A 20,222-nucleotide genomic window follows, 5' to 3' on the forward strand; every position below is an offset into this window, starting at 1 on the left:
ACACCAAAACAGATTTTATGGAATCATTACAACTGAAAGGAGCCTGGAACCAGGTGAAGGGTAAATTGAAGCAGCAGTACGCAGACCTGACGGACGATGACCTGTTGTATACAGAAGGAAAGGAAGACGAGCTGTATGGAAGATTGCAGCAGAAATTAGGCAAATCCAAAGAAGAGGTGAAAAACGAAGTAAAAAGACTGATCAACGATTTATAACCGTTTTTACCGGTTATACTTTTATCATAGCTGTTGTTTTAGTTATTGGCTGCTTTAATAGGTTTTAAAATGCAAGCAGCATTGAGACTTTTATCAAGACAGATAAAATGTTAAATGACCAAGCAAAACATATTTAAAACCTGAAAGCTTGCCAGCGCTGTCCTGCACAATTTGTGCAGGACAGTTTTTTTTTCTCTTTCTGCTCATAAAAAACGGCCGGTGCATGCACCGGCCGTTTTTTATGCTGGATGTTATGGCTATTTGTTGACGGCTTCCACGTCACGGAGGTGCCTTATTTCATCGTGAGAGGCTTTGAGCGCTCTTTGCTGCTGGCTGATGATCTCACGGAGGTCTCCGGGCAGCTCCTGTTCAAGGGCTTCGCGGTACGCACGCTGGGCCGCATCTTCCCCATACTCGCAAGATGCCAGGATGGAATGGCGGTCGTTACCCCCAAAGGATACTTTCACGTCCATCCAGGTGCGGTAGATCTTGCCGGCAAAAGTAGAATCACGCTCCCTGTCCTCTCCTATACCGCGCAGGTATTTGTTCAGCTGTACCACGTACTGCTTGCTGTCTGCCAGCATTCTTTCAAACAGGCTCTTCAGGTCACTGTCATCTGTCTGTGTAATGGCTTTCTGGTATCCTTCAATGCGGTCGTTATTAATTTTAACCAGGTCTTCCAGCACGTCTGCTGTTCTGTGTTGGTGTTCCATAACTTGTTATTTTAAAAGTGATGTAATACGCTTGAAACTTCAAAAACGCTGCCACCGCCAACAGCTTTAGATCCACGGCAACAATGGCGGATATTTACCCCTGTTGGTGGAAAGGCCTCCACAGTGATGCTCCCCAAAGCCGCCTGTAGCGCTGTTTTTGAGACCTTTTTGAATTGGCACAATATTTCTGCTACACTATAGTGAACAAATAACATAAGCCATGAGTAATCTATTGTATCTGATCGCAGTGATCCTTATTATCGGGTGGTTATTGGGGTTCTTTGTATATTCTGCAGGCGGCCTCATACATGCCCTGCTGGTACTGGCAATTATTGCCATATTGGTTAACATTATTCGTGGGCGTGCGGTATAGCACAGATGAACAGGGGTGAAAATTCAATCCATACATGAAAATGGGGAGGGAACATTTTTCCTTCCCCATTTTCTTTTATGATTTGGGAAGGGAAATAATGAATTGTGTGCCCACCCCCACCGTACTGTCAACATCTATGCTGCCGCGGTGGTTGATGATGATATTCTGCGTGGAGGTGAGGCCAAGGCCGGTGCCTTTGTTTTTGCTGGTAAAAAAGGGGTCGAAGAGGCGGGCCTTGTTTTCTTCGGGTATGCCGGCGCCATTGTCTGTAATATAAATATTGATCTTCCCGCCGTTTTCTTCCGTGCTTACCGTGAGCACGCCTTTGCCGGGCTCCATGGCCTCTATGGCATTGATCAGGATGTTAAGCAGCGCAATGTTCATCTTCTCATCGTCTGCCATTACGGTTACCCCATGGTTGCCAAGCCGCGTAATTAACTGTATGCCGTTAAGCTGCAGGCGGTCTTCCGCCAGCGCCAGTGCCTTGTTCACCAGCTGGTTCACCGGTACTTCGTGCAGGTGCAGTTCCATCATGCGGGTAGATTGCAGCAGCTCTGTTACCAGCTGGTTAATGCGGGTGCAGTTGCGTTCAATAATATCGAGATATGACTGGCTGTCTTCCACATCTTTCAGCGCATCTTCCTGCCTGAACTGGCCTACGGCCAGCAGTATATTGGTGAGCGGGTTGCGTACTTCATGGGCTATTACACGGGCAATGCGGCCGCTTACCACAAACTTTTCCTGCTGTCTTTTTTCCTGTTCTTCGCGTTTCTTTTCCGTAATGTCTTCCGCTACGCAAAGAAAGGTGCCCAGCTGCTCATCCAGTTTGCTGGCGTTCACCACTACATCAAGCTTCTGGCCGTGCTTGTTTTTGAAGGCGTATTCCTTCTGCACAATGGCATCGTCCTCGCAAATTTCCAGCAAGAATTGCAGGGCCTGCACTTCCTGCAGGAAGAGATGTTTCAGGTTCATGGTCAGCAGCTCGTCCCGGCTGTATTGCAGCTTCTTTTCGGCAATGGGGTTGGCATCGATAATATTTTTATTACAGTCTGCAAGAATAATAAGGTCGTGGCTCTTTTCGAAAATGCCGAAATATTTTTTCCGGTTCTCGGCAATAGCACGCAGGTGCGCAAATTCCATAATGCCGTAACGGATGGCCCTTTCCAGCTCAGGGCCGGTTATTTCCCCCTTCACCAGGTAGTCAGACGCACCGGCCATCATGGCCTCGTTGTCTATGGCATAGTCTCCCTTGCCGGTGAGCATGATCACAGGCGCTTCGTACTCCATTTCCTTGAAATGGCGCAGAATATCAAGCCCGGTGTATTTGCCCAGCCGGTAATCTACCAGGTACAGTTCGTGTTCCTTCTTTTCAATGGCTTCCAGGCCTTTTTCATAGGTAGATGCCCATTCAATATGGTACTGGCCCGGCGCTACATCTTGCAGCAGGGAGTTGACAAGGAAAAAGTCATCCTCATCGTCATCTATCATGAGTATTTGCTTGTATGTGTCTTTCATTGGCTATATTCCCCCAGGTAGAGATCGCTATGTAGTATACAAAAACTATTCCTCTCTTAACTGTTTAATAGGTAAAATGATCACAAAGGTGGCGCCCTTGCCGGGTTGGCCGTAGGCGGCAATATGGCCATGATGGGCATCCACGATCTTTTTACAGATGGCCAGCCCTATGCCTGTGCCCTTGTATTCGCTTACGCCGTGAAGCCGCTGAAATATGAGGAATATCCTTTCCGCATATGCCTGGTCAAAACCGATGCCGTTATCTTCTATGGTGATGCGGCAGAAGCTGTCTTCCCATTTATCTTCTTTCATCACGCCCGTTTCCCGGCCGCTCAGCAGCTCCCGCCTGATACGGATCTCCAGCGGTTTAGAGGGGGATGCGAATTTGATGGAGTTGGAAAGCAGGTTCTGGAACAATTGATGAAAAGCGGTATCGTTCCCTTCAATTACCGGCAGCTGGTCAAACAGCACGGTGCCTTTTTTTTCCTGCAGGGACACGTCAAGGTCACTGATCACGTCTTGCAGCAGGGCGTTCATGTCTACCGGTGTAACATTTTCCGGCATCATGCGGCCGGCGCGGGAAAATATCAGCAGGTCGTTGATCAGCACGCGCATTCTGGAAACCGCCGCCACCATGCGGTCTATCAACTGCCCTGCTTCATCCGGCAGCTCGTTGCGGTATTTCATCTGCAGGCGGTCAGAGAATGTAGATATCTTCCGCAACGGTTCCTGCAGGTCATGCGAGGCCACGTAGGCAAACTGCTCCAGCTCCTGGTTGGTTTTGTTGAGCAGGGCAATATTTTCCTGCAGCTCCCGCTGGTATACTTTCATGCGGTGCTCAATATGCAGCTGCAGCCTGAACTCTTTGGTAAGCGTCACGTACGCATACACGCCAATGAGGATGGCAATAAGGGAAATGATGAACACCACCGGTATCCACAAGCTGGAGAAGAACTGGAACAGGCGTGATTTTTCATCGAGCTGGGTCTGCTCGATCTTTATCATCTCCGACACTTTTTTGTCTATTTTGTCCATAGACACTTCGCCTTCTCCCACAGAAATTCGGCTGCCTTTCGCGCCCGCCTGCTGCCCGCCTACCAGCTGGCTATACTTCACGTCCAGCAAACGTTTCAGCGTGTCCAGGTTGCGCTGTTGGGCGGGATCGTCCGTGATGCGGCGAAGGGCCCTGTAATCTCTTTCTATCTTGACGGAGCGCTCGTTCATGCTGGGCTGCAGGAACTTTTGCTCTTTGGTAAGGTTGTAACCGCGTATGGCCGCTTCTGCATCTTTCAGCTGTTTGGTGATCTGCTCCAGCCGTTTGGACACTTCAACGGCATGGTTAAGGCGCTCAGCGTTCAGCATCAGGTTTTTGGCTATCAGGTAAGACAGGATGGAGGCGCCCACAATTACGGTGAATGCAATAAAAAATCCTATCCTGATCTTCTTGTGTACGCTGATGTGCATAATTCAAGTAATTTAAAAACAGATACTTAGCCAATGCCTTTGCTGGGCAAGATTTTCTACAGTGTGAAAATCTATTTCTACAAGCACAACGCCATTGCTCTCTGCGGGATGCCTGCATATGGGCCCTCTTTGACCCTATGAAAATACTAAAATGCCATGTAACAGCCATTGAAACCCTGTCTGACCCTAAATTATATTGCTGTTGCCGCTTTTGTGCGCAAAAGTGATACCGGGCTTGTGGAATGTTGTTTGAACTGTATATACGGTAATGTTCAGAAGAAGATCTACATTTTTTACACCTTAAAACAGAGCGTCATGAAAAGCCAAGCTGATCAGAACAAGCAAGCTCCCCAACCACCGGGGCGCGAAGGGGACAAACAAAGAGACCGTGGACAGGGTGGTGGTCAGCCTAAGCCCGGAAACGACCAGGATTACGAAACACCGGATATTCCCAAGGAAATTCCCAAGCGGGAAATAGAACGTAAACCCAGCGACCCGCAATCCGAGCCGGAAAAAGATCCGGATACGGCTCCCCAGCAGGATATTCCTGACCCTGGCGGCAGTGAAGAAAACAACGATGTGCAGGAGAAGTCTCCAGACCTGATGGTGGAAGACGACCGGGACACGGAAAGCCTGGTAGACAAGCGGGACCGCTTCCCCTTCCCAAATAAATGAGTCACCCAATTATTTAACCTGAAAATAATGCAATATGGCAACCCGTAAAACAGCCACGAAAAGCAATGGCAAAAACGGCACATCAAGCCGGAAAACTACTTCCTCCACCAGTGCTGCCCGCGGCAAAAGCAGCGCTACCGCATCCCGCGGCAATTCCACCGCTTCCCGTAAAGGCAATGGAGGCGATATGGAAAACTCCAAATTCCACCAGTTGTTCATAGATGAACTGAAAGACATTTACTGGGCAGAAAAACACCTGGTAAAAGCCCTGCCTAAAATGCAGAAAGCAGCTACTACCATGGAGCTGGTGAATGCCTTTGCAGACCACCTGGCCGCCACCAAGGAGCATGTAAGCCGCGTAGAAGAAATTTTTGAAATGATGGGCATGCGCCCCGTGGCCAAAAAATGTGAAGCCATGGAGGGCCTGGTAGCGGAGGCACAGGAACTGATGGAAGAGGAAGAAGAATCTGTCGTACTGGATGCCGGCCTCATCATAGCCGCCCAGAAAGTGGAGCACTACGAAATTGCCGCATATGGCAGTCTTCGTACCCTGGCTACCCGCATGGGGCATACCGATGCCGCCAACCTGCTGGAGCAGACGCTTGATGAAGAAAAAGAAACAGACAGCCTGCTTACGCAGATTGCGGAAAGCTCTGTGAATGAAGAGGCTTTAGCAGAATAGATCCATATCAGCGCAAAGGGCCGGTGGAAATATCCGAAAGGGATATTTCCCCTGGTCCTTTGCCTGTATAAATAACGTTCATGCAGAAATCACAACCCAAGAAGAACATCCGTCCGGCACAGCACCAGAACCGCCAGCCGGGTATAGAATGGCGCATGCAGCCGCAGCCGGTGGCCCAGAAAGCCACTACCGGTGCGGGCGGCCGCCTGCAGGAAAAGATAGCGGTCATCACCGGGGGAGACAGCGGCATAGGCCGCGCCGTAGCCCTGGCTTTTGCCGCGGAAGGCGCCCACATTGTTATTGCCTACCTGGATGAGCATGAAGATGCCGCCGCTACCGCCACTGAAGTGGAAGCGTACGGGCGGGAGGCGCTGCTGGTTGCCGGAGATGTGGCGCGTGACAAGCATTGTGAAAAGATCATCCGGCAAACCGTCAGGAAATTCGGGCGTGTAGACGTGCTGGTAAACAACGCCGCGGTGCAGTACCCGCAAAAGAAGTTTGAAGACATCACCCCGGAGCAGCTGCTCAAAACTTTTTCCATCAACATCTTTGCACACTTTTACATGGTGCGCCATGCCCTGCCGCATATGCGCAAGGGAAGCTGCATTATCAATACCACTTCTGTAACCGCCTACCGCGGCAGCGGCCACCTGGTAGACTATTCCGCCACCAAGGGCGCCATTGTGAGCTTTACCCGCTCGCTGTCGTCCCTGCTGTCTGAAAAAGGCATCCGGGTGAACGGAGTGGCCCCCGGCCCCATCTGGACGCCGCTGATACCCGCTACCTTTCCCGCCGCGCATGTGGCGGAGTTTGGCTCAGATGTGCCCCTGAAAAGAGCGGGGCAGCCGGTGGAAGTGGCGCCGTGTTACGTGTTCCTGGCCTCAGACGATGCCAGCTATATGACTGGTCAAATATTGCATCCCAATGGAGGAGAAATTGTTAACGGATAAACCCGCGGCCCCGCCCTCAGCCACAGACCCCGCCGCCATGGCACAGGCGGTAAAGCTCCGTTATGTATCTGCCGCCATGCCCGGCTATACGCGGGTAATGAACGGGCACGGGGTGTATTATACAGATGCGGCCGGCAAAAAAATAGAAGACGAAGCGGTGCTGCAGCGCATCCGCGGCCTGGTGCTGCCCCCTGCCTGGAAGCAGGTATGGATATGCCCTTATGCCAACGGCCACCTGCAGGCTACGGGTGTAGACGCGCTGGGCCGCCGCCAGTACCGCTACCATACGCGCTGGGCCACCGCCCGTAGTGAAACCAAATATTCCCGCCTGCTGCAATTCGGGAAATTGCTGCCGGGCATACGCCGCCAGATCAACAAAGACCTGCGCCGCCGCCAGCTTGACAAGCCCCGTGTAATAGCCATTGCCCTGCGGGTAATGGAAGAAACGCTGATGCGCATCGGCAACGCGGAATATGAAAGGAAGTATCATTCCCACGGCCTTACCACCCTGCACAACAATCACGTCAAAATAAACGGCAGCGAAGCCTTTTTCCGCTTCAAAGGCAAAAAGGGCGTGGAGCACAAGATCATACTGCGCCATGCTTCCCTGGCGCGGTTGCTGAAAAAGGTGCGGGACATACCCGGCCAGGAGCTGTTCCAGTATTATGAAAACGGTGAAATAAAAAGCCTTGACTCAGGCGAAGTGAATGAGTACCTGAAGGCTTGCACCAACGAAGAGTTTACCTGTAAAGACTTCCGTACCTGGGCCGGTACCCTGCAGGCGCTTCACCTGCTGGCTACCTGCGGGGCCTATGAAACGCAGGCGGAGTGCAAAAAGAAAATGGTGGAAGTGATAGACGAAGTGGCCAAAAAACTGGGGAATACCCGCGCAGTGTGTAAAAAATACTACATACATCCCCGGCTTTTTTCGATGTATGAATCCGGTACGCTGGAAAAATATACAGCGGGGGGCGTAAATGAAAAAGTGCTGCTGAAGATACTGGCCGCAAGAGAAAAAAAGCAGGAACGCCGGTAGGCCCAACGCTCCTGCTCTTCATCATAAACCTCCGAAAATTACCTGCTCTTCCCGGTCTTCCACGGGTATCTTCTTGAGGAATTCAGCAAACCCGGTCTCGTCATGTGAGGTGTACATGCCGTAAGCGTCAAGAATATAACCTTTACGGCCTTCCTTGTCTTCCAGCAGGTACAGCACCGAACTGTCAGAGGGGTCTGACTCCCCTTCAAAGCGGTAGGTTTTGATAATTTTCAGATCATCAGGATCATAGATCTGATCACCCTCCGCCGGCTGCATTCTGCCGTGGTCACTCATCTTGAACTCATTGTCGTAACCCTTGGAATGAAGCTTGGCCATCACCTGGGAAAGGGTGTTCATCTGGCCTGATTTATCAGGAATGTTTGCAGTCATAAAAAACAGTTTGTTTCTGCTGTTAAAAATTCAAAAGGTATGCCATAGAAAAATGGCCTAATTATTGGCTACATGCCTGAGAAAACAAAACCCATTTTTAGCAGAAGAATGTAAGAAGAATGTATTCCCCCATAGTTATGCATATTTATAGAATGATTTACCGTCCCGGTCCCGGGGCGGTTTTTTTTAGGGTAGTGGTATAATCATTGTTGTATACCTCCTAAATCTTGCAACCATGAGAGCAATATGGAGCGGCAGCATCGGCTTCGGGCTGGTGAACATACCGGTTAAACTGTACAGCGCCACGCAGGAAAGCAGGCTTGACCTGGATATGCTGGACAAAAAAGACCATTCCCACATCCGTTTTCAGCGGATCAACGAGAAGACAGGCAAGGAGGTGACCTGGGAAAACATCGTAAAGGCCTACAACTATAACGATGAATATGTGGTGCTGGAAGATGATGATTTTGCTGCCGTCAGCCCCAAAAAGAGCAAGATCATCGAGATATCGTCTTTTGTAGACGCGGTGGAAATAGACGACATGTATTTTGAAACCCCCTACTATATTGAGCCGGACAAGGGCGGCGGCAAGGCCTACGAGCTGCTGCTGCAAACGCTCACAAAAACAGACAAGGTAGGCATCAGCCTGTTTGTACTGCGCTCTGCGGAGCACCTGTCTATTGTTCGCCCCAAGGAAGACTACCTGGTACTGCACCGCCTCCGCTTTGCCGAAGAGATAAGAGACCCGAAAGACCTTGCGCTGCCTTCCAATGTCAAAATAGCCAAAAAGGAGCTGGACATGGCCGTGAAGCTGGTAGAACAGTATACCGAGCCGTTTGACATTACCCGGTATAAAGATGAATACCGGAAGGAACTGCTGAAGATCATCAAGGCCAAGGCCGCCGGCAAACGCCCGGCCGTGAAGAAGCTGCGGGTAGTGCATACCAAGAGCACAGACCTGTTTGACCAGCTGAAAGCCAGCCTGGGTAGTAGTGGTAAAAAACGGGTATCATGAGTTTAAGCACTTATAAAAAGAAACGGGACTTTAAACAAACCGCAGAGCCGGAGGCCGGCAAATCCAAAGGCGGCAAGCACATTTTTGTAGTGCAGCGCCACCATGCTTCCCGCCTGCATTATGACTTCCGGCTGGAAATGGACGGGGTGCTGAAAAGCTGGGCCGTGCCCAAGGGCCCCTCCCTGAACCCGGAAGACAAGCGGCTGGCCATGGAGGTAGAAGATCATCCATACGATTATAAAGATTTCCAGGGAGAAATACCCGCCGGCAACTACGGGGCGGGTTATGTGTACCTGTGGGACAAAGGCACTTACGAGCTGCTGGAAAGCAACGGCAAAGCGTTTGACAAGGAGGCGCTGCGGGAATGGCATTCCGGCAACCTCAAGGTAGTGCTGCACGGTAAAAAGCTGAAAGGAGAATTTGCACTGGTGAAAATGAAAGGCCGTGATGAAAATGCCTGGCTCCTGATCAAGCATAAAGATAAATACGCTGTTGCCGGCAAGTACGATAGCGAAGACTACACCCCGCAGCGGGTGATAGACAAGAAGCGGGGAAGCGCGGGCGAAAAAGCGGCTTCTGCAAAAGTGGGTGCGGGCGGCAGCTCAAGAAAGGCCGCAAGCAAGGGCAGTTCAGCAAAGGCTGCCGGCAAGGCCGCGGCAAAGGGGGGCAGCCCCGCAAGGGCCACAGGCAAAGCCACCGCAGCAGGCAAGGCATCAAAAGCAACTGCCGCAAAAACGCCGTCTTCAAAAAAAGCTGCCACCAAAACCTCCGCCTCGCCTAAAGCAGTTAAAAAAAAAGCCGCTGAACCGGCAGAGCAGCTTACCCCTATGAAGGAATGGTACAAACCTATGCTCACTACGCTGGTAGACGAGCCTTTTGACCGCGAAGGCTGGGTGTTTGAAACCAAGTGGGATGGCTACCGTACCATTGCCAATGTAGAGAATGGCAAGGCCAACCTTTATTCCCGCAACCAGATATCTTTTAACGCACAATACGAGATTATTAAAAAGGCCGTAGAGGAAATTCCCCACAATGTGGTGCTTGACGGCGAAATTGTTGTTTTGGGGAAGAACGAGCGCTCTGATTTCCAATCCCTTCAAAACTACAAAACCACTAAAAGGGGCAATCTTGTATACGAAGTGTTTGACCTGCTGCATCTCAACGGCCATGACCTGAAGGAATTAACCCTGCTGGAAAGAAAAACGCTGGTAAAAGAGATCATATCGCAGCTGAACAGTCCGGTTGTCCAATACTCAGACCATGTGGCCACCAAAGGCCTCCAGCTGTTTAAAAAGGCCGCTAAAGCCGGTTGGGAAGGTATTATTGCCAAAAACGGCAGCAGCACGTACACAGAGGGTAACCGCAGCCTCAACTGGCTGAAAATAAAAGTGCTGAACCGGCAAGAGGCCGTTATTTGCGGGTTTACGGAACCGCGGGGCAGCCGCAAAAAGATGGGCGCCCTGGTGCTGGGCGTATATGAAGGCAACAAGCTGGAATACATAGGGCACTGCGGCGGCGGGTTTAACGAACAATTGCTGCACGATGTACATGCAAAGCTGCAGCGCTATGTGCAGGCCGATTCTCCTTTTGAAAAGAAAGTACCCACCAACATGCCTATTACCTGGGTAAAACCGGAACTGGTATGCGAGGTGAAGTTTTCTGAATGGACAGGCGGCGGCCACCTGCGGCAACCTATTTTTATTGCTTTGCGCGAAGACAAGCCGGCAAAAGAGGTTAAACGAGAACTACCTAAACATATTACCATGGCAGGCAAAAAAACATCTTCCGGAGAAATAGCCGTAAACGGTACAGCGGTAACGGCTAAAGGCGGCGCCAGGAAGGCGGCCAAAACCGCAAAGAGCACTGCCGGTAAAAAGGCAACCGCAAAAAGAGCGGCCAAAACTTCACCGGCAAAAAAGGCTGCGCCCCAAACCGCCGTTTCACGCCAAAAAAATACTACCGCTAAAAAAGCCTCCGCGAAAAAGGCGGAAAAAGCCACTGCCTCTGCCGTCAAAAAAATGGCCTCTCCCAAAAAATCCGCTGCTGAGAACGACCGTACGCTGACGCTTAACCGCCAGCAGGTAACGCTCACCAACCAGCAAAAGATCTACTGGCCCAATGAGAAGATCACCAAAGGCCAGCTCATAGATTACTACCTGGAAGTAGCAGACTACCTGCTGCCGCACCTCAAAGACCGGCCGCTTTCCCTGCACCGCTTCCCCAACGGCATTAACGGCATGAGCTTTTACCAGAAAGACCTTGACGTGGAAACCATTCCCTCCTGGCTCAAAACCCTGGCGGTACACTCGGCCTCCACCAATAAAATGGTAGACTACCTGATCTGCAATAATGAAGCTACCCTGGCATATATGATCAACCTGGGCTGCATTGAAGTGAACCCCTGGCTGTCAAGAGCGGCCAAACCGGATACGCCGGACTATATTGTGATGGACCTCGACCCCGGTGAAATTGATTTCAAACACGTAGTGACCACAGCCAACACCGTGCGTGCCGTGCTGGACGAATACGGCATCCGCTCTTTCTGTAAAACCTCCGGCGCCACCGGGCTGCACATCTACATACCCACCGGCGGGCGTTACCCGTATGAAACCTGCCGCCTCTTTGCGGAGTTTGTGGCCAGGGAGGTGCATGCCCGGCTGCCTGACATCACCAGCGTAACCCGCGCAAAATCTGCCCGGGTGAAAAAAGTGTATGTAGACTTTTTGCAGAACAGCAAAGGGCAAACCATAGCCGCGCCATATTCTGTACGGCCGAAGCCGGGCGCTACCGTATCAACGCCGCTGCATTGGGAAGAGGTGAATGAAAAGCTCAGTATCCGCAATTTTCATATAGGCAACACCGTGAAGCGCCTTCAGGCCGAAGGCGAGCTGTGGGCGGACATTATAAAGGTGAAAAATGATCTGAAGGCAATACTTAAAACTGCAGAAAATGAATAAATATTTTGTCAAAGGACTGATGATAGGCACGTTTATTGGCTTTGTATTGACATCACCCCGCCGTGACGAGTGGGTGAAAATGCTGGAGTGCAAAATGAAAGCAATGGCAAAACGGGCATTGAAACGGGGGTAGGGAATAATTATTGTTCACTTTAAAAAACAGCATATGGAAACGCGTCTGCATTCACCTCTGAAACTGGCCGTGATATACGGGGTATTGATGTCATTAATAGGTATAGCATTAACAATGGTGTTTTACATGACACAATGGTCTTCAGACCTGTGGACGGGCTACATTGCCAACGGTGTGCTGTTTGTGGGAGTGTTGCTGTTCATTATACATGTCAACAAGGCCATGGGCGGCAGGGCTTCCCTGAGCAACCTGTTTGTGATGGGCCTGCTGGCTTCCGCCATCTTTATTGTGATGGTATCTACCGCACATATTATTTTCCACTTTGCCACAGAGCCGCCGCCGGGCACAACCGGCAACCTGCCTTCTGACGGTACGCGCATGAGCGAGTATAGCAGCTACAAAAGGGAAGGATTCTGGATATTCTTATTGGGCAACCTGTTTGTTACCAATGCCGTACTGGGCGGGCTGGCGTCTATCATAGGAGCCGTTACCGTGAAAAGGAACCAGAAAACGCCTGATGCAAGATAGGCCCTTTCCCCTACCTTTGCATCTGTTATGTTCACAGGTCAAATACTTATCATAGACGATGAAGACCAGCTGCGCAAACTGCTGGGGCGCCTCCTGGGCAGGGAAGGCTATGCCGTACTGGAAGCCAGAGATGCCAAAACAGCGTGGAAGCTGCTGGAGAAAGAAGAAGTGCAGGTAGTGCTGTCTGACGTAAAGCTGCCGGATGCCAACGGCGTAGAGCTCACGCAGGCTATCAAGGCCAGGTATCCCGAAATTGAAATAGTAGTGCTCACCGCCTACGGCAATATTGCAGACGGCGTGCAGGCCATCAAGAACGGTGCCTTCGACTACATCACCAAGGGAGATGACAACAGCCGCATTCTGCCGCTCACCAGCAAGGCTATGGACAAGGCTTTGCTGCAGTTCCGCATCCGCTCGCTGGAAAACCGCATTGGCGGGAAATACGATTTTGACAATATCATTGGACAATCTTCCGAAATCAGGAACGCCATTGCCCTGGCCCGTAAAGTAGCCGCTACCGATGTTACCGTGTTGTTGCTGGGAGAAACCGGCTCCGGCAAGGAAGTGTTTGCCCAGGCCATTCACCGCGCCAGCGCCCGCAAGCTGCAGCCCTTTGTGGCTGTGAATTGCAGTGCCTTCGGAAAAGAGCTGCTGGAAAGTGAGCTGTTCGGCCACAAAGCCGGCGCTTTTACCGGCGCCCTGAAAGACAAAAAAGGTTTCCTGGAAGAAGCGCACAACGGCACCCTCTTCCTGGACGAAATAGGCGAAATGCCGCTGGAGCTGCAGGCCAAGCTGCTGCGGGTGTTGGAAACGCAGGAGTTTTATAAAGTAGGTGATGCCAAACCCCTGAAGGTGAACATCCGCATTATTGCCGCCACCAACCGCACGCCGGAGCGGGAAATAGAAAGCGGCCATTTCAGGGCTGACCTCTATTACCGGCTGTCCGCTTTCCAGATACAGCTGCCCTCCCTGAATGAACGGCGAAAAGACATTCCCCTGCTGGCGGAATATTTCATCCGGCAGCTGGCGCCTAAAAACGGCAAAAGGATAAGCGGCATGAGCCCTGCCTTTGCAAGCGCCCTGCAGGCGCACAACTGGCGCGGCAACATCCGTGAGCTGCGTAATGTTATTGAGCGGGCCGTTATTTTAACTGACACGGCAGAACTGGATGCAAGTACGCTGCCCATTGAATTCCATATGGCCGCACCGGCCGGGGAGCCTTCGGCCATGTCTTTGGCAGAGGTGGAAAAACAGCATATTGCCCGCGTGCTGCAATATGCCAGAAGCAACAAAACCAAAGCCGCTGAAATTCTGCAGATAGGATTGACCACCCTTTATAACAAGATCAAAGAATACAATATCCCCGTCTGAAAGTACCCCGTTTTTGCAGGGTACCATGCAATTCCTGCATGGTGCCTGCGGGTAGTGAAAACAACTAATTAACTAATATACAGCTTGTTAGCTCTTTTGGCATTCCGCTCGTTATTACCCGGGCAAAAACATAGATATGTTACCGGATGCTAAAGTCCCCCTTTTAATTGCCCTGCAAATTCCTGCGTTGAAGTACAGCCTGCCGTCAACGGCAGCGGTTACTACGGCCATTGGCGCCTTTTCCGCTTACACCCGCCAGCTCATCAGGCTGGGGCAATTGCAGGAGGCAAAAAAATGCTTTTCAATGGCCGGCGTGCTGTACAGGAACGGCAGCCAGCTGCTCAAAACCGCCATTGAGGGCGTATTTGTTTACGCCGTATCTCCTTTCCTGGACGCGCAGCCCGTGAAGGACCTGCTGCCGGCTTCCCTGCAGCAGGTGCGCAGCAGGCATTTACAATCCATTTAATAATTAAAACCTGTTCCATATGATGATCGCACTGCTTTTACTGGCCGGGCTCGTTTGCTTCTGGCTGTTCTTCAGATCTGTTGACTTTCTCGAAAAAATCTGATGTTATGATGAACGTATTATTCGTACTGGCCATCCTGGTTTTTTGCTACATGCTGTATGTACTGCTGAAACCGGAAAAATTCTGAAATCATGAATACCGAACTATCAGGCGTTATTGCCACTTATGCCATCACCCTGCTGATTGCCATACCATTGGGCAGGTATATTGCCCGTGTGTTCAAGGGCGAAAGAACATTGCTCGATTTTTTTAGTCCGGCGGAGCGCTTCATTTACCGCATTTGCGGCATCAACCCGCGGGAGGAAATGAACTGGAAGCAGCATCTCAAGGCCTTGCTGACCATCAACATGATCTGGTTCGCATACGCTTTTTTCCTGCTCATTTTCCAGGACAAGCTGCCCCTCAATCCAGACGGCAATGCAGCCCAAACGCCTGACCTTGCTTTTAACACGGCCATCAGCTTCCTGGTGAACTGCAACCTGCAACACTATTCCGGAGAAAGCGGGTTGACCTATTTCACCCAGCTCTTTGTGATCACCTTCCTCCAGTTTGTGAGCGCCGCCACCGGCATTGCCGCGCTGATAGTGGTGTTCAAGGCGCTCAAGGATAAAACCACCACCAAGCTGGGCAACTTCTGGGAAATACTGGTGAAAACAAATACCCGCCTGCTGCTGCCCCTTTGCGTGATCATAGCGCTGGTGCTGGCGTTTAGCGGTACGCCTGCCAGCTACGCGGGGAAAGATACCGTGGTTACCCTCCAGGGAGACACGGTAGGCGTATCCCGCGGGCCCGCCGCCGGTATGATAGCTATTAAACACCTGGGCACGAACGGCGGCGGCTGGTTTGGGGCCAACTCCATTCACCCGCTTGAAAATCCCAGTTACCTCACCAACATGACGGAAGCCATAGCGCAGGTGATCATTCCTGTTGCCATGGTGTTTGCGCTGGGCTTTTTCATCAACCGCAGGAAATTCTCCTATATCATATTCGGGGTAATGACAGCGGGCATGCTGTTGTTGCTCATCCCTTCCATGATGGGCGAAATGAGCGGCAACCCTGCCATTACGCAAATGGGTATTGCCCAGCCAACGGGAGCTATGGAAGGAAAGGAGGTGCGCATCGGGCCTGCGGCAACAGGGTATTGGAGCACTATCACCACCATTATTTCTACCGGCTCCGTGAACGGGTTTCATGACAGCGCCATGCCGCTCACGGGCATGATGCAGCTGGTGGCCATGATGACCAACTGCTTTTACGGCGGTTGCGGGGTGGGCATCCTGAACTACTTCGTTTTTATCATCATTGCCGTGTTCATATCAGGCCTGATGGTAGGCCGTACCCCGGAGTTCATGGGCCACAAGGTAGAGGCGCGGGAGATCAAGATCGCGGCGCTGGTGGCTTTGCTGCACCCGTTCCTCATACTGTCGGGCACTGCCCTGTCATCTTTCCTTATTGCCCGGCAACCTGAGCTTGGCTGGCTGAATAACCCGGGCTACCACGGTTTCTCCGAAATGCTGTATGAGTATACTTCTGCTGCGGCCAACAACGGTTCCGGGTTTGAAGGCCTGGGAGATAACACGCTTTTCTGGAACGTAAGCACCGGTTTTGTGCTGATACTTTCAAGGTTTCTGCCCATACTGGGGCCTGTGGCCATTGCCGGCCTGCTGGCGCAGAAGAAGTACATCCCCGCGTCTGCCGGCACGCTCAGCACAGATACGGTTACGTTTGGTATAATGACCATGGCCGTGATCCTGATCATTGCCGCGCTGGCCTTCTTCCCCGCGCTGGCGTTGGGGCCGGTGGCTGAATATTTTTCCCTGTACCAGTAAAAGATAAAAATAGCAACGGATGAAAAATTCAAATAACAATACACTGTTCCCGGCAGCGCTGGTGAAGGAAAGCCTCCGGCAGTCCTTCGTGAAGCTCAACCCCCGGTTGCTGGTCAAAAACCCCGTGATGTTCACGGTGGAAATAGGCACGCTGGTAATGCTGGCGGTAACATTGATCACCCTGTTCACCGGCAATGCGGAACAAGGCAGCTTTGGCTACAACCTCACCATTTTTATAATACTGCTGCTCACGGTACTGTTCGGCAACTTTGCGGAAGCCATTGCCGAAGCCCGCGGTAAGGCGCAGGCGGAAAGCCTCCGCAAAACCCGTGAAGAAACGCCGGCAAAGAAAATATTGGCGGTGGGTGAGATATTTACGGACGAAGTGAAAGTGGTGCCTTCTTCCCGGTTGAAAAAAGGAGACCTGTTCCTCTGTGAGGCGGGAGACATTATACCGGCAGACGGCGAAATTGTAAAAGGGCTGGCCAGCATAGACGAGTCTGCCATTACCGGCGAAAGCGCCCCCGTAATACGTGAGGCAGGCGGAGACAAAAGCAGCGTGGTAGGCGGTACTAAAGTGCTCAGCGACCGTATTGTGGTGCGCGTTACCACAGATGCAGGCGAGTCTTTCCTTGACAAAATGATTGCGTTGGTAGAAGGCGCCACCCGCCAGAAAACCCCGAATGAAATTGCGCTCACCATTTTGCTGGCCGGCTTTACCCTGGTGTTCATCATTGTATGTGTTACCCTCAAACCGTTTGCAGACTATGCGCAAACGCCCATCACCATTGCCGCGTTCATTTCCCTGTTTGTCTGCCTGATACCTACTACTATTGGCGGCCTGCTGTCTGCCATCGGTATCGCAGGCATGGACAGGGCGCTGCGCGCCAACGTGATCACCAAATCAGGCAAGGCCGTAGAAACGGCCGGAGACGTAGATGTGCTGCTGCTTGACAAAACCGGGACTATTACCATCGGCAACCGCAAGGCCACTAATTTTTATGCCACCAACGGTTATAACAAAGAAGAATTTGTACGCCATTGTGTGTTAAGCTCCCTGGCGGACGATACGCCGGAAGGCAAGTCCATTGTGGAACTGGCAGGCCGCGAAGTAGCTACGGGCCTTTCCACCGCCGGCTCGCACCTCGTAAAGTTCACGGCAGAAACCCGCAGCAGCGGCATAGATCTGCCAGACGGCACGCGTATCCGCAAAGGGGCCTACGATGCCATCCGTGACCTGGCCGCACAAGCAGGCAACAGCTTCCCCGTAGAAACGCTGGCCACCGTGAAAGAGATATCCGGTAACGGCGGCACGCCGCTGGTGGTAGCGGTAAACGGGCGTGTAACGGGTGTTATAGAACTGCAGGATATCATCAAACCCGGCATACAGGAGCGTTTTGAGCGCCTCCGCAAAATGGGCGTCAAAACCGTAATGGTAACGGGAGACAATCCGCTCACCGCCAAATACATTGCCGGCAAGGCCGGGGTAGACGATTTTATTGCGGAAGCGAAGCCGGAAGATAAAATGAGCTACATCCGTAAAGAGCAGCAAAACGGCCGGCTGGTGGCCATGATGGGAGACGGCACCAACGATGCGCCAGCCCTGGCCCAGGCAGACGTAGGCGTGGCCATGAACAGCGGCACGCAGGCCGCCAAGGAAGCAGGCAACATGGTTGACCTGGACAATGACCCTACCAAGCTGATCGAGATCGTTGAGATCGGGAAACAGCTGCTGATGACGCGCGGTACGCTTACCACTTTTTCCATTGCGAACGATGTGGCCAAGTACTTTGCCATTGTGCCCGCGCTGTTTGTTGCTTCCATACCGGCGCTGCAAGGCATCAACATCATGCAGCTGCACAGCCCGGAAACCGCCATTCTCAGCGCCGTTATTTTCAACGCGGTAATTATTCCCCTGCTGATACCGCTGGCACTGCGGGGCGTGGCCTACCGGCCTATTGGCGCCAGCGCGCTGCTGCGCCGTAACCTGCTGGTGTACGGGCTGGGCGGTGTGATTGTACCCTTCATCGGCATCAAGCTGATAGACATGCTGGTGGCTTTATTCTTTTAAATGCATCAAAAACAAAAGAGATGAAACAATATTTTTTCCCCGCTCTCCGGCTTACGCTGGTACTGGTGCTGATCACCGCAGGTTTATACCCTCTCCTGATTGCGGGCCTGGCCAAAGTGGCGCCGGGCGGTGGTGACGGGGTTACCGTAAAGCGGGGAGACACCGTAGTGGGCTACGCCAACATCGGGCAGAAATTTTCTGATGACAGGTATTTCCAGGGCCGCCCTTCCGCCGTGGACTACAACGGGGCCGGCTCCGGCGGCTCCAATAAAGGGCCTTCCAACCCTGATTACCTGAAAACGGTGCGGGAAAGAATAGACACTTTCCTGGCACATAACCCCGGCGTGCAGAAAGCAGACATTCCGGCCGAGCTGGTAACGGCCTCCGGCAGCGGGCTGGATCCTCATCTTTCCCCCGCCGCCGCAAAAATTCAGGTGTTGCGTATTGCAAAGCTGCGCAACCTGCCGGCCCCGAAGCTGACAGCGCTGGTAGACCAGCACACCAAAGGCCCCTTGCTGGGGCTGCTGGGCCCGGCCACGGTAAACGTGCTGGAGCTGAACCTGGCGCTGGACGAGATGAAATGAAAATATTCAGCCTCCCTATATGCATCCTGAGAAAACCCTGTACCCGCTATCTGGCCCGCAGCTTGCTGCGGCCGGGTGCGCGGTGCCCTGAATGAAAACAAACAAAAACAAACAGATCACATGAAAGGAATATTTTTAACGGCAGCCACCATGGCCCTCACCATGCAGGCCATGGCCCAGGAGGGACCGGCCAAAGAAACACCGAAGATCACCTTGTCCGGCTACGTGGAAGCATATTACGGCTTTGACTTCAACGAGCCGGCCAACCATACCCGCCCGTCATTTCTCTACAACCATACTCGGCATAATGAACTGAACGTCAACCTGGCCTACCTTAAGGGCAACTACACGGCAGACCGTGTGCGCGCCAACCTGGCCATTATGGCGGGTACTTATGCACAATACAACCTGGCTGCAGAGCCGGAGCTGCTGCGGCATGTATATGAGGCCAACGCAGGCGTTCGTATAGCCAACAACGTATGGGTAGACGCGGGCATTATGCCTTCCCACATCGGGTTTGAAAGCGCCGTTGGTAAAGACTGCTTTACCCTCACCCGCAGCATCATGGCAGAAAACACGCCCTATTATGAGACGGGGGCCAAAATAACCTGGTCTAACAAAAAATGGACGGTAGCGGCCATGTACCTCAACGGCTGGCAGCGCATCAGGCGGGTAGACGGTAACCAGACGCCGGGCTTCGGCACCCAGGTGGTATTCAGGCCAGGCAGCAAGGTAACGCTTAACTGGAGCACTTTCATCGGGAATGACAAGGCAGACTCCGTTCGGCAAATGCGCTACTTCAACGATGTATATGGTATCTTTAACATCACAGACCGCTTCAGCCTCATAGCCGGCTGCGACTATGGCCTGGAACAAACAGCAAAAGGCAGCGGTGACATGAACTCCTGGTTCAGCCCCATTGCCATAGCCCGTTATGCTTTTTCAGATAAAATTGCACTGGCAGGGCGGTATGAATATTATAACGATGAGAATGGCGTGATCATATCTACCGCTACGCCCAATGGCTTTAAAACCAGCGGCTACTCCCTGAACTTCGACGTGGCGCCCGTCAGCAACGTGCTTTTCAGGGTAGAAGGGAAGCTGTACAACAGCAAAGACGATATTTTTATGAAGAGCGGGGAAGCGAAGAGCAGCAACGTGGCGGTAACAACATCACTGGCGGTTTCATTTTAA

The 20,222-nt window shown here is 52.1% G+C and carries 20 protein-coding genes; 16 read left to right on the forward strand and 4 right to left on the reverse strand.

Annotation, left to right across the window (positions count from 1 at the left end):
- Nucleotides 1–17 precede the first annotated feature (17 nt).
- On the forward strand, nucleotides 18–215 hold the full coding sequence (locus ABDW36_RS04230; protein WP_343700630.1) for a CsbD family protein: 198 nt from the start codon (nucleotides 18–20) through the stop codon (nucleotides 213–215).
- Between the two features lie 257 nt (nucleotides 216–472).
- Here ABDW36_RS04230 and ABDW36_RS04235 read toward each other — a convergent pair whose 3' ends face one another.
- Nucleotides 473–928 carry a PA2169 family four-helix-bundle protein gene (locus ABDW36_RS04235; RefSeq protein WP_343700631.1) on the reverse strand — a complete coding sequence of 152 codons (456 nt, stop codon included), beginning with the start codon at nucleotides 926–928 and terminating at the stop codon, nucleotides 473–475.
- A 220-nt stretch (nucleotides 929–1,148) separates the two neighbouring features.
- Here ABDW36_RS04235 and ABDW36_RS04240 point away from each other — a divergent pair, with 220 nt between their 5' ends.
- Nucleotides 1,149–1,301: a lmo0937 family membrane protein gene (locus ABDW36_RS04240; RefSeq protein ID WP_123845999.1), complete on the forward strand. Its 153-nt coding sequence runs from the start codon at nucleotides 1,149–1,151 to the stop codon at nucleotides 1,299–1,301.
- A 75-nt stretch (nucleotides 1,302–1,376) separates the two neighbouring features.
- Here the strand turns inward: ABDW36_RS04240 and ABDW36_RS04245 are convergent, their stop codons facing one another.
- Both ABDW36_RS04245 and ABDW36_RS04250 read right to left on the reverse strand, forming a co-directional pair.
- The gene (locus tag ABDW36_RS04245; protein ID WP_343700632.1) at nucleotides 1,377–2,816 is read right to left on the reverse strand and encodes an ATP-binding protein; all 1,440 of its coding nucleotides are present in this window, start codon (nucleotides 2,814–2,816) and stop codon (nucleotides 1,377–1,379) included.
- Between the two features lie 45 nt (nucleotides 2,817–2,861).
- Nucleotides 2,862–4,280, reverse strand: coding sequence for an ATP-binding protein (locus tag ABDW36_RS04250; RefSeq protein ID WP_343700633.1), 1,419 nt, complete (start codon nucleotides 4,278–4,280; stop codon nucleotides 2,862–2,864).
- Between the two features lie 315 nt (nucleotides 4,281–4,595).
- Here ABDW36_RS04250 and ABDW36_RS04255 point away from each other — a divergent pair, with 315 nt between their 5' ends.
- The 4 genes from ABDW36_RS04255 (at nucleotide 4,596) to ABDW36_RS04270 (ending at nucleotide 7,623) form a co-directional block, all read left to right on the forward strand.
- A complete protein-coding gene (locus ABDW36_RS04255; RefSeq protein WP_343700634.1) occupies nucleotides 4,596–4,955 on the forward strand; it encodes a hypothetical protein in 360 nt (119 codons plus the stop codon).
- A 34-nt stretch (nucleotides 4,956–4,989) separates the two neighbouring features.
- Entirely contained in the window at nucleotides 4,990–5,637 is a 648-nt protein-coding gene (locus ABDW36_RS04260) for a ferritin-like domain-containing protein (RefSeq protein ID WP_343700635.1), read from the forward strand.
- 80 nt (nucleotides 5,638–5,717) lie between these two features.
- Nucleotides 5,718–6,587 carry an SDR family oxidoreductase gene (locus ABDW36_RS04265; RefSeq protein WP_343700636.1) on the forward strand — a complete coding sequence of 290 codons (870 nt, stop codon included), beginning with the start codon at nucleotides 5,718–5,720 and terminating at the stop codon, nucleotides 6,585–6,587.
- A complete protein-coding gene (locus ABDW36_RS04270) occupies nucleotides 6,562–7,623 on the forward strand; it encodes a DNA topoisomerase IB (RefSeq protein ID WP_343700637.1) in 1,062 nt (353 codons plus the stop codon). Before ABDW36_RS04265 ends, ABDW36_RS04270 begins: the two co-directional genes overlap by 26 nt.
- Nucleotides 7,624–7,644: 21 nt before the next feature.
- Here ABDW36_RS04270 and ABDW36_RS04275 read toward each other — a convergent pair whose 3' ends face one another.
- Nucleotides 7,645–8,013 (reverse strand): hypothetical protein, encoded by a 369-nt coding sequence (locus tag ABDW36_RS04275; protein ID WP_343700638.1) that lies wholly within the window; start codon nucleotides 8,011–8,013, stop codon nucleotides 7,645–7,647.
- Between the two features lie 235 nt (nucleotides 8,014–8,248).
- Between ABDW36_RS04275 and ABDW36_RS04280 the strand changes: the two genes are divergently transcribed.
- The 10 genes from ABDW36_RS04280 (at nucleotide 8,249) to ABDW36_RS04325 (ending at nucleotide 20,222) form a co-directional block, all read left to right on the forward strand.
- Entirely contained in the window at nucleotides 8,249–9,028 is a 780-nt protein-coding gene (locus ABDW36_RS04280; protein WP_343700639.1) for a Ku protein, read from the forward strand.
- The gene (gene ligD / locus ABDW36_RS04285; RefSeq protein WP_343700640.1) at nucleotides 9,025–11,985 is read left to right on the forward strand and encodes a non-homologous end-joining DNA ligase; all 2,961 of its coding nucleotides are present in this window, start codon (nucleotides 9,025–9,027) and stop codon (nucleotides 11,983–11,985) included. The genes ABDW36_RS04280 and ligD overlap by 4 nt, the downstream gene beginning before the upstream one ends.
- Nucleotides 11,978–12,118 (forward strand): hypothetical protein, encoded by a 141-nt coding sequence (locus ABDW36_RS04290; RefSeq protein WP_343700641.1) that lies wholly within the window; start codon nucleotides 11,978–11,980, stop codon nucleotides 12,116–12,118. Before ligD ends, ABDW36_RS04290 begins: the two co-directional genes overlap by 8 nt.
- A 33-nt stretch (nucleotides 12,119–12,151) precedes the next feature.
- Nucleotides 12,152–12,646, forward strand: a complete 495-nt coding sequence (locus tag ABDW36_RS04295) for a hypothetical protein (RefSeq protein WP_343700642.1) — start codon at nucleotides 12,152–12,154, stop codon at nucleotides 12,644–12,646.
- Nucleotides 12,647–12,673: 27 nt separating this feature from the next.
- The gene (locus tag ABDW36_RS04300) at nucleotides 12,674–14,017 is read left to right on the forward strand and encodes a sigma-54 dependent transcriptional regulator (RefSeq protein ID WP_343700643.1); all 1,344 of its coding nucleotides are present in this window, start codon (nucleotides 12,674–12,676) and stop codon (nucleotides 14,015–14,017) included.
- A 136-nt stretch (nucleotides 14,018–14,153) separates the two neighbouring features.
- Nucleotides 14,154–14,483: a hypothetical protein gene (locus ABDW36_RS04305; protein ID WP_343700644.1), complete on the forward strand. Its 330-nt coding sequence runs from the start codon at nucleotides 14,154–14,156 to the stop codon at nucleotides 14,481–14,483.
- 192 nt (nucleotides 14,484–14,675) lie between these two features.
- Nucleotides 14,676–16,373, forward strand: a complete 1,698-nt coding sequence (gene kdpA, locus ABDW36_RS04310; RefSeq protein WP_343700645.1) for a potassium-transporting ATPase subunit KdpA — start codon at nucleotides 14,676–14,678, stop codon at nucleotides 16,371–16,373.
- A gap of 19 nt (nucleotides 16,374–16,392) precedes the next feature.
- Nucleotides 16,393–18,444, forward strand: a complete 2,052-nt coding sequence (gene kdpB / locus ABDW36_RS04315) for a potassium-transporting ATPase subunit KdpB (protein ID WP_343700646.1) — start codon at nucleotides 16,393–16,395, stop codon at nucleotides 18,442–18,444.
- Nucleotides 18,445–18,464: 20 nt separating this feature from the next.
- On the forward strand, nucleotides 18,465–19,028 hold the full coding sequence (gene kdpC / locus ABDW36_RS04320) for a potassium-transporting ATPase subunit KdpC (RefSeq protein WP_343700647.1): 564 nt from the start codon (nucleotides 18,465–18,467) through the stop codon (nucleotides 19,026–19,028).
- Between the two features lie 120 nt (nucleotides 19,029–19,148).
- On the forward strand, nucleotides 19,149–20,222 hold the full coding sequence (locus tag ABDW36_RS04325; RefSeq protein ID WP_343700648.1) for a porin: 1,074 nt from the start codon (nucleotides 19,149–19,151) through the stop codon (nucleotides 20,220–20,222).

Origin of the sequence: Chitinophaga sp. (assembly GCF_039596455.1) — a bacterium.
Classification (GTDB): Bacteria; Bacteroidota; Bacteroidia; order Chitinophagales; family Chitinophagaceae; genus Chitinophaga.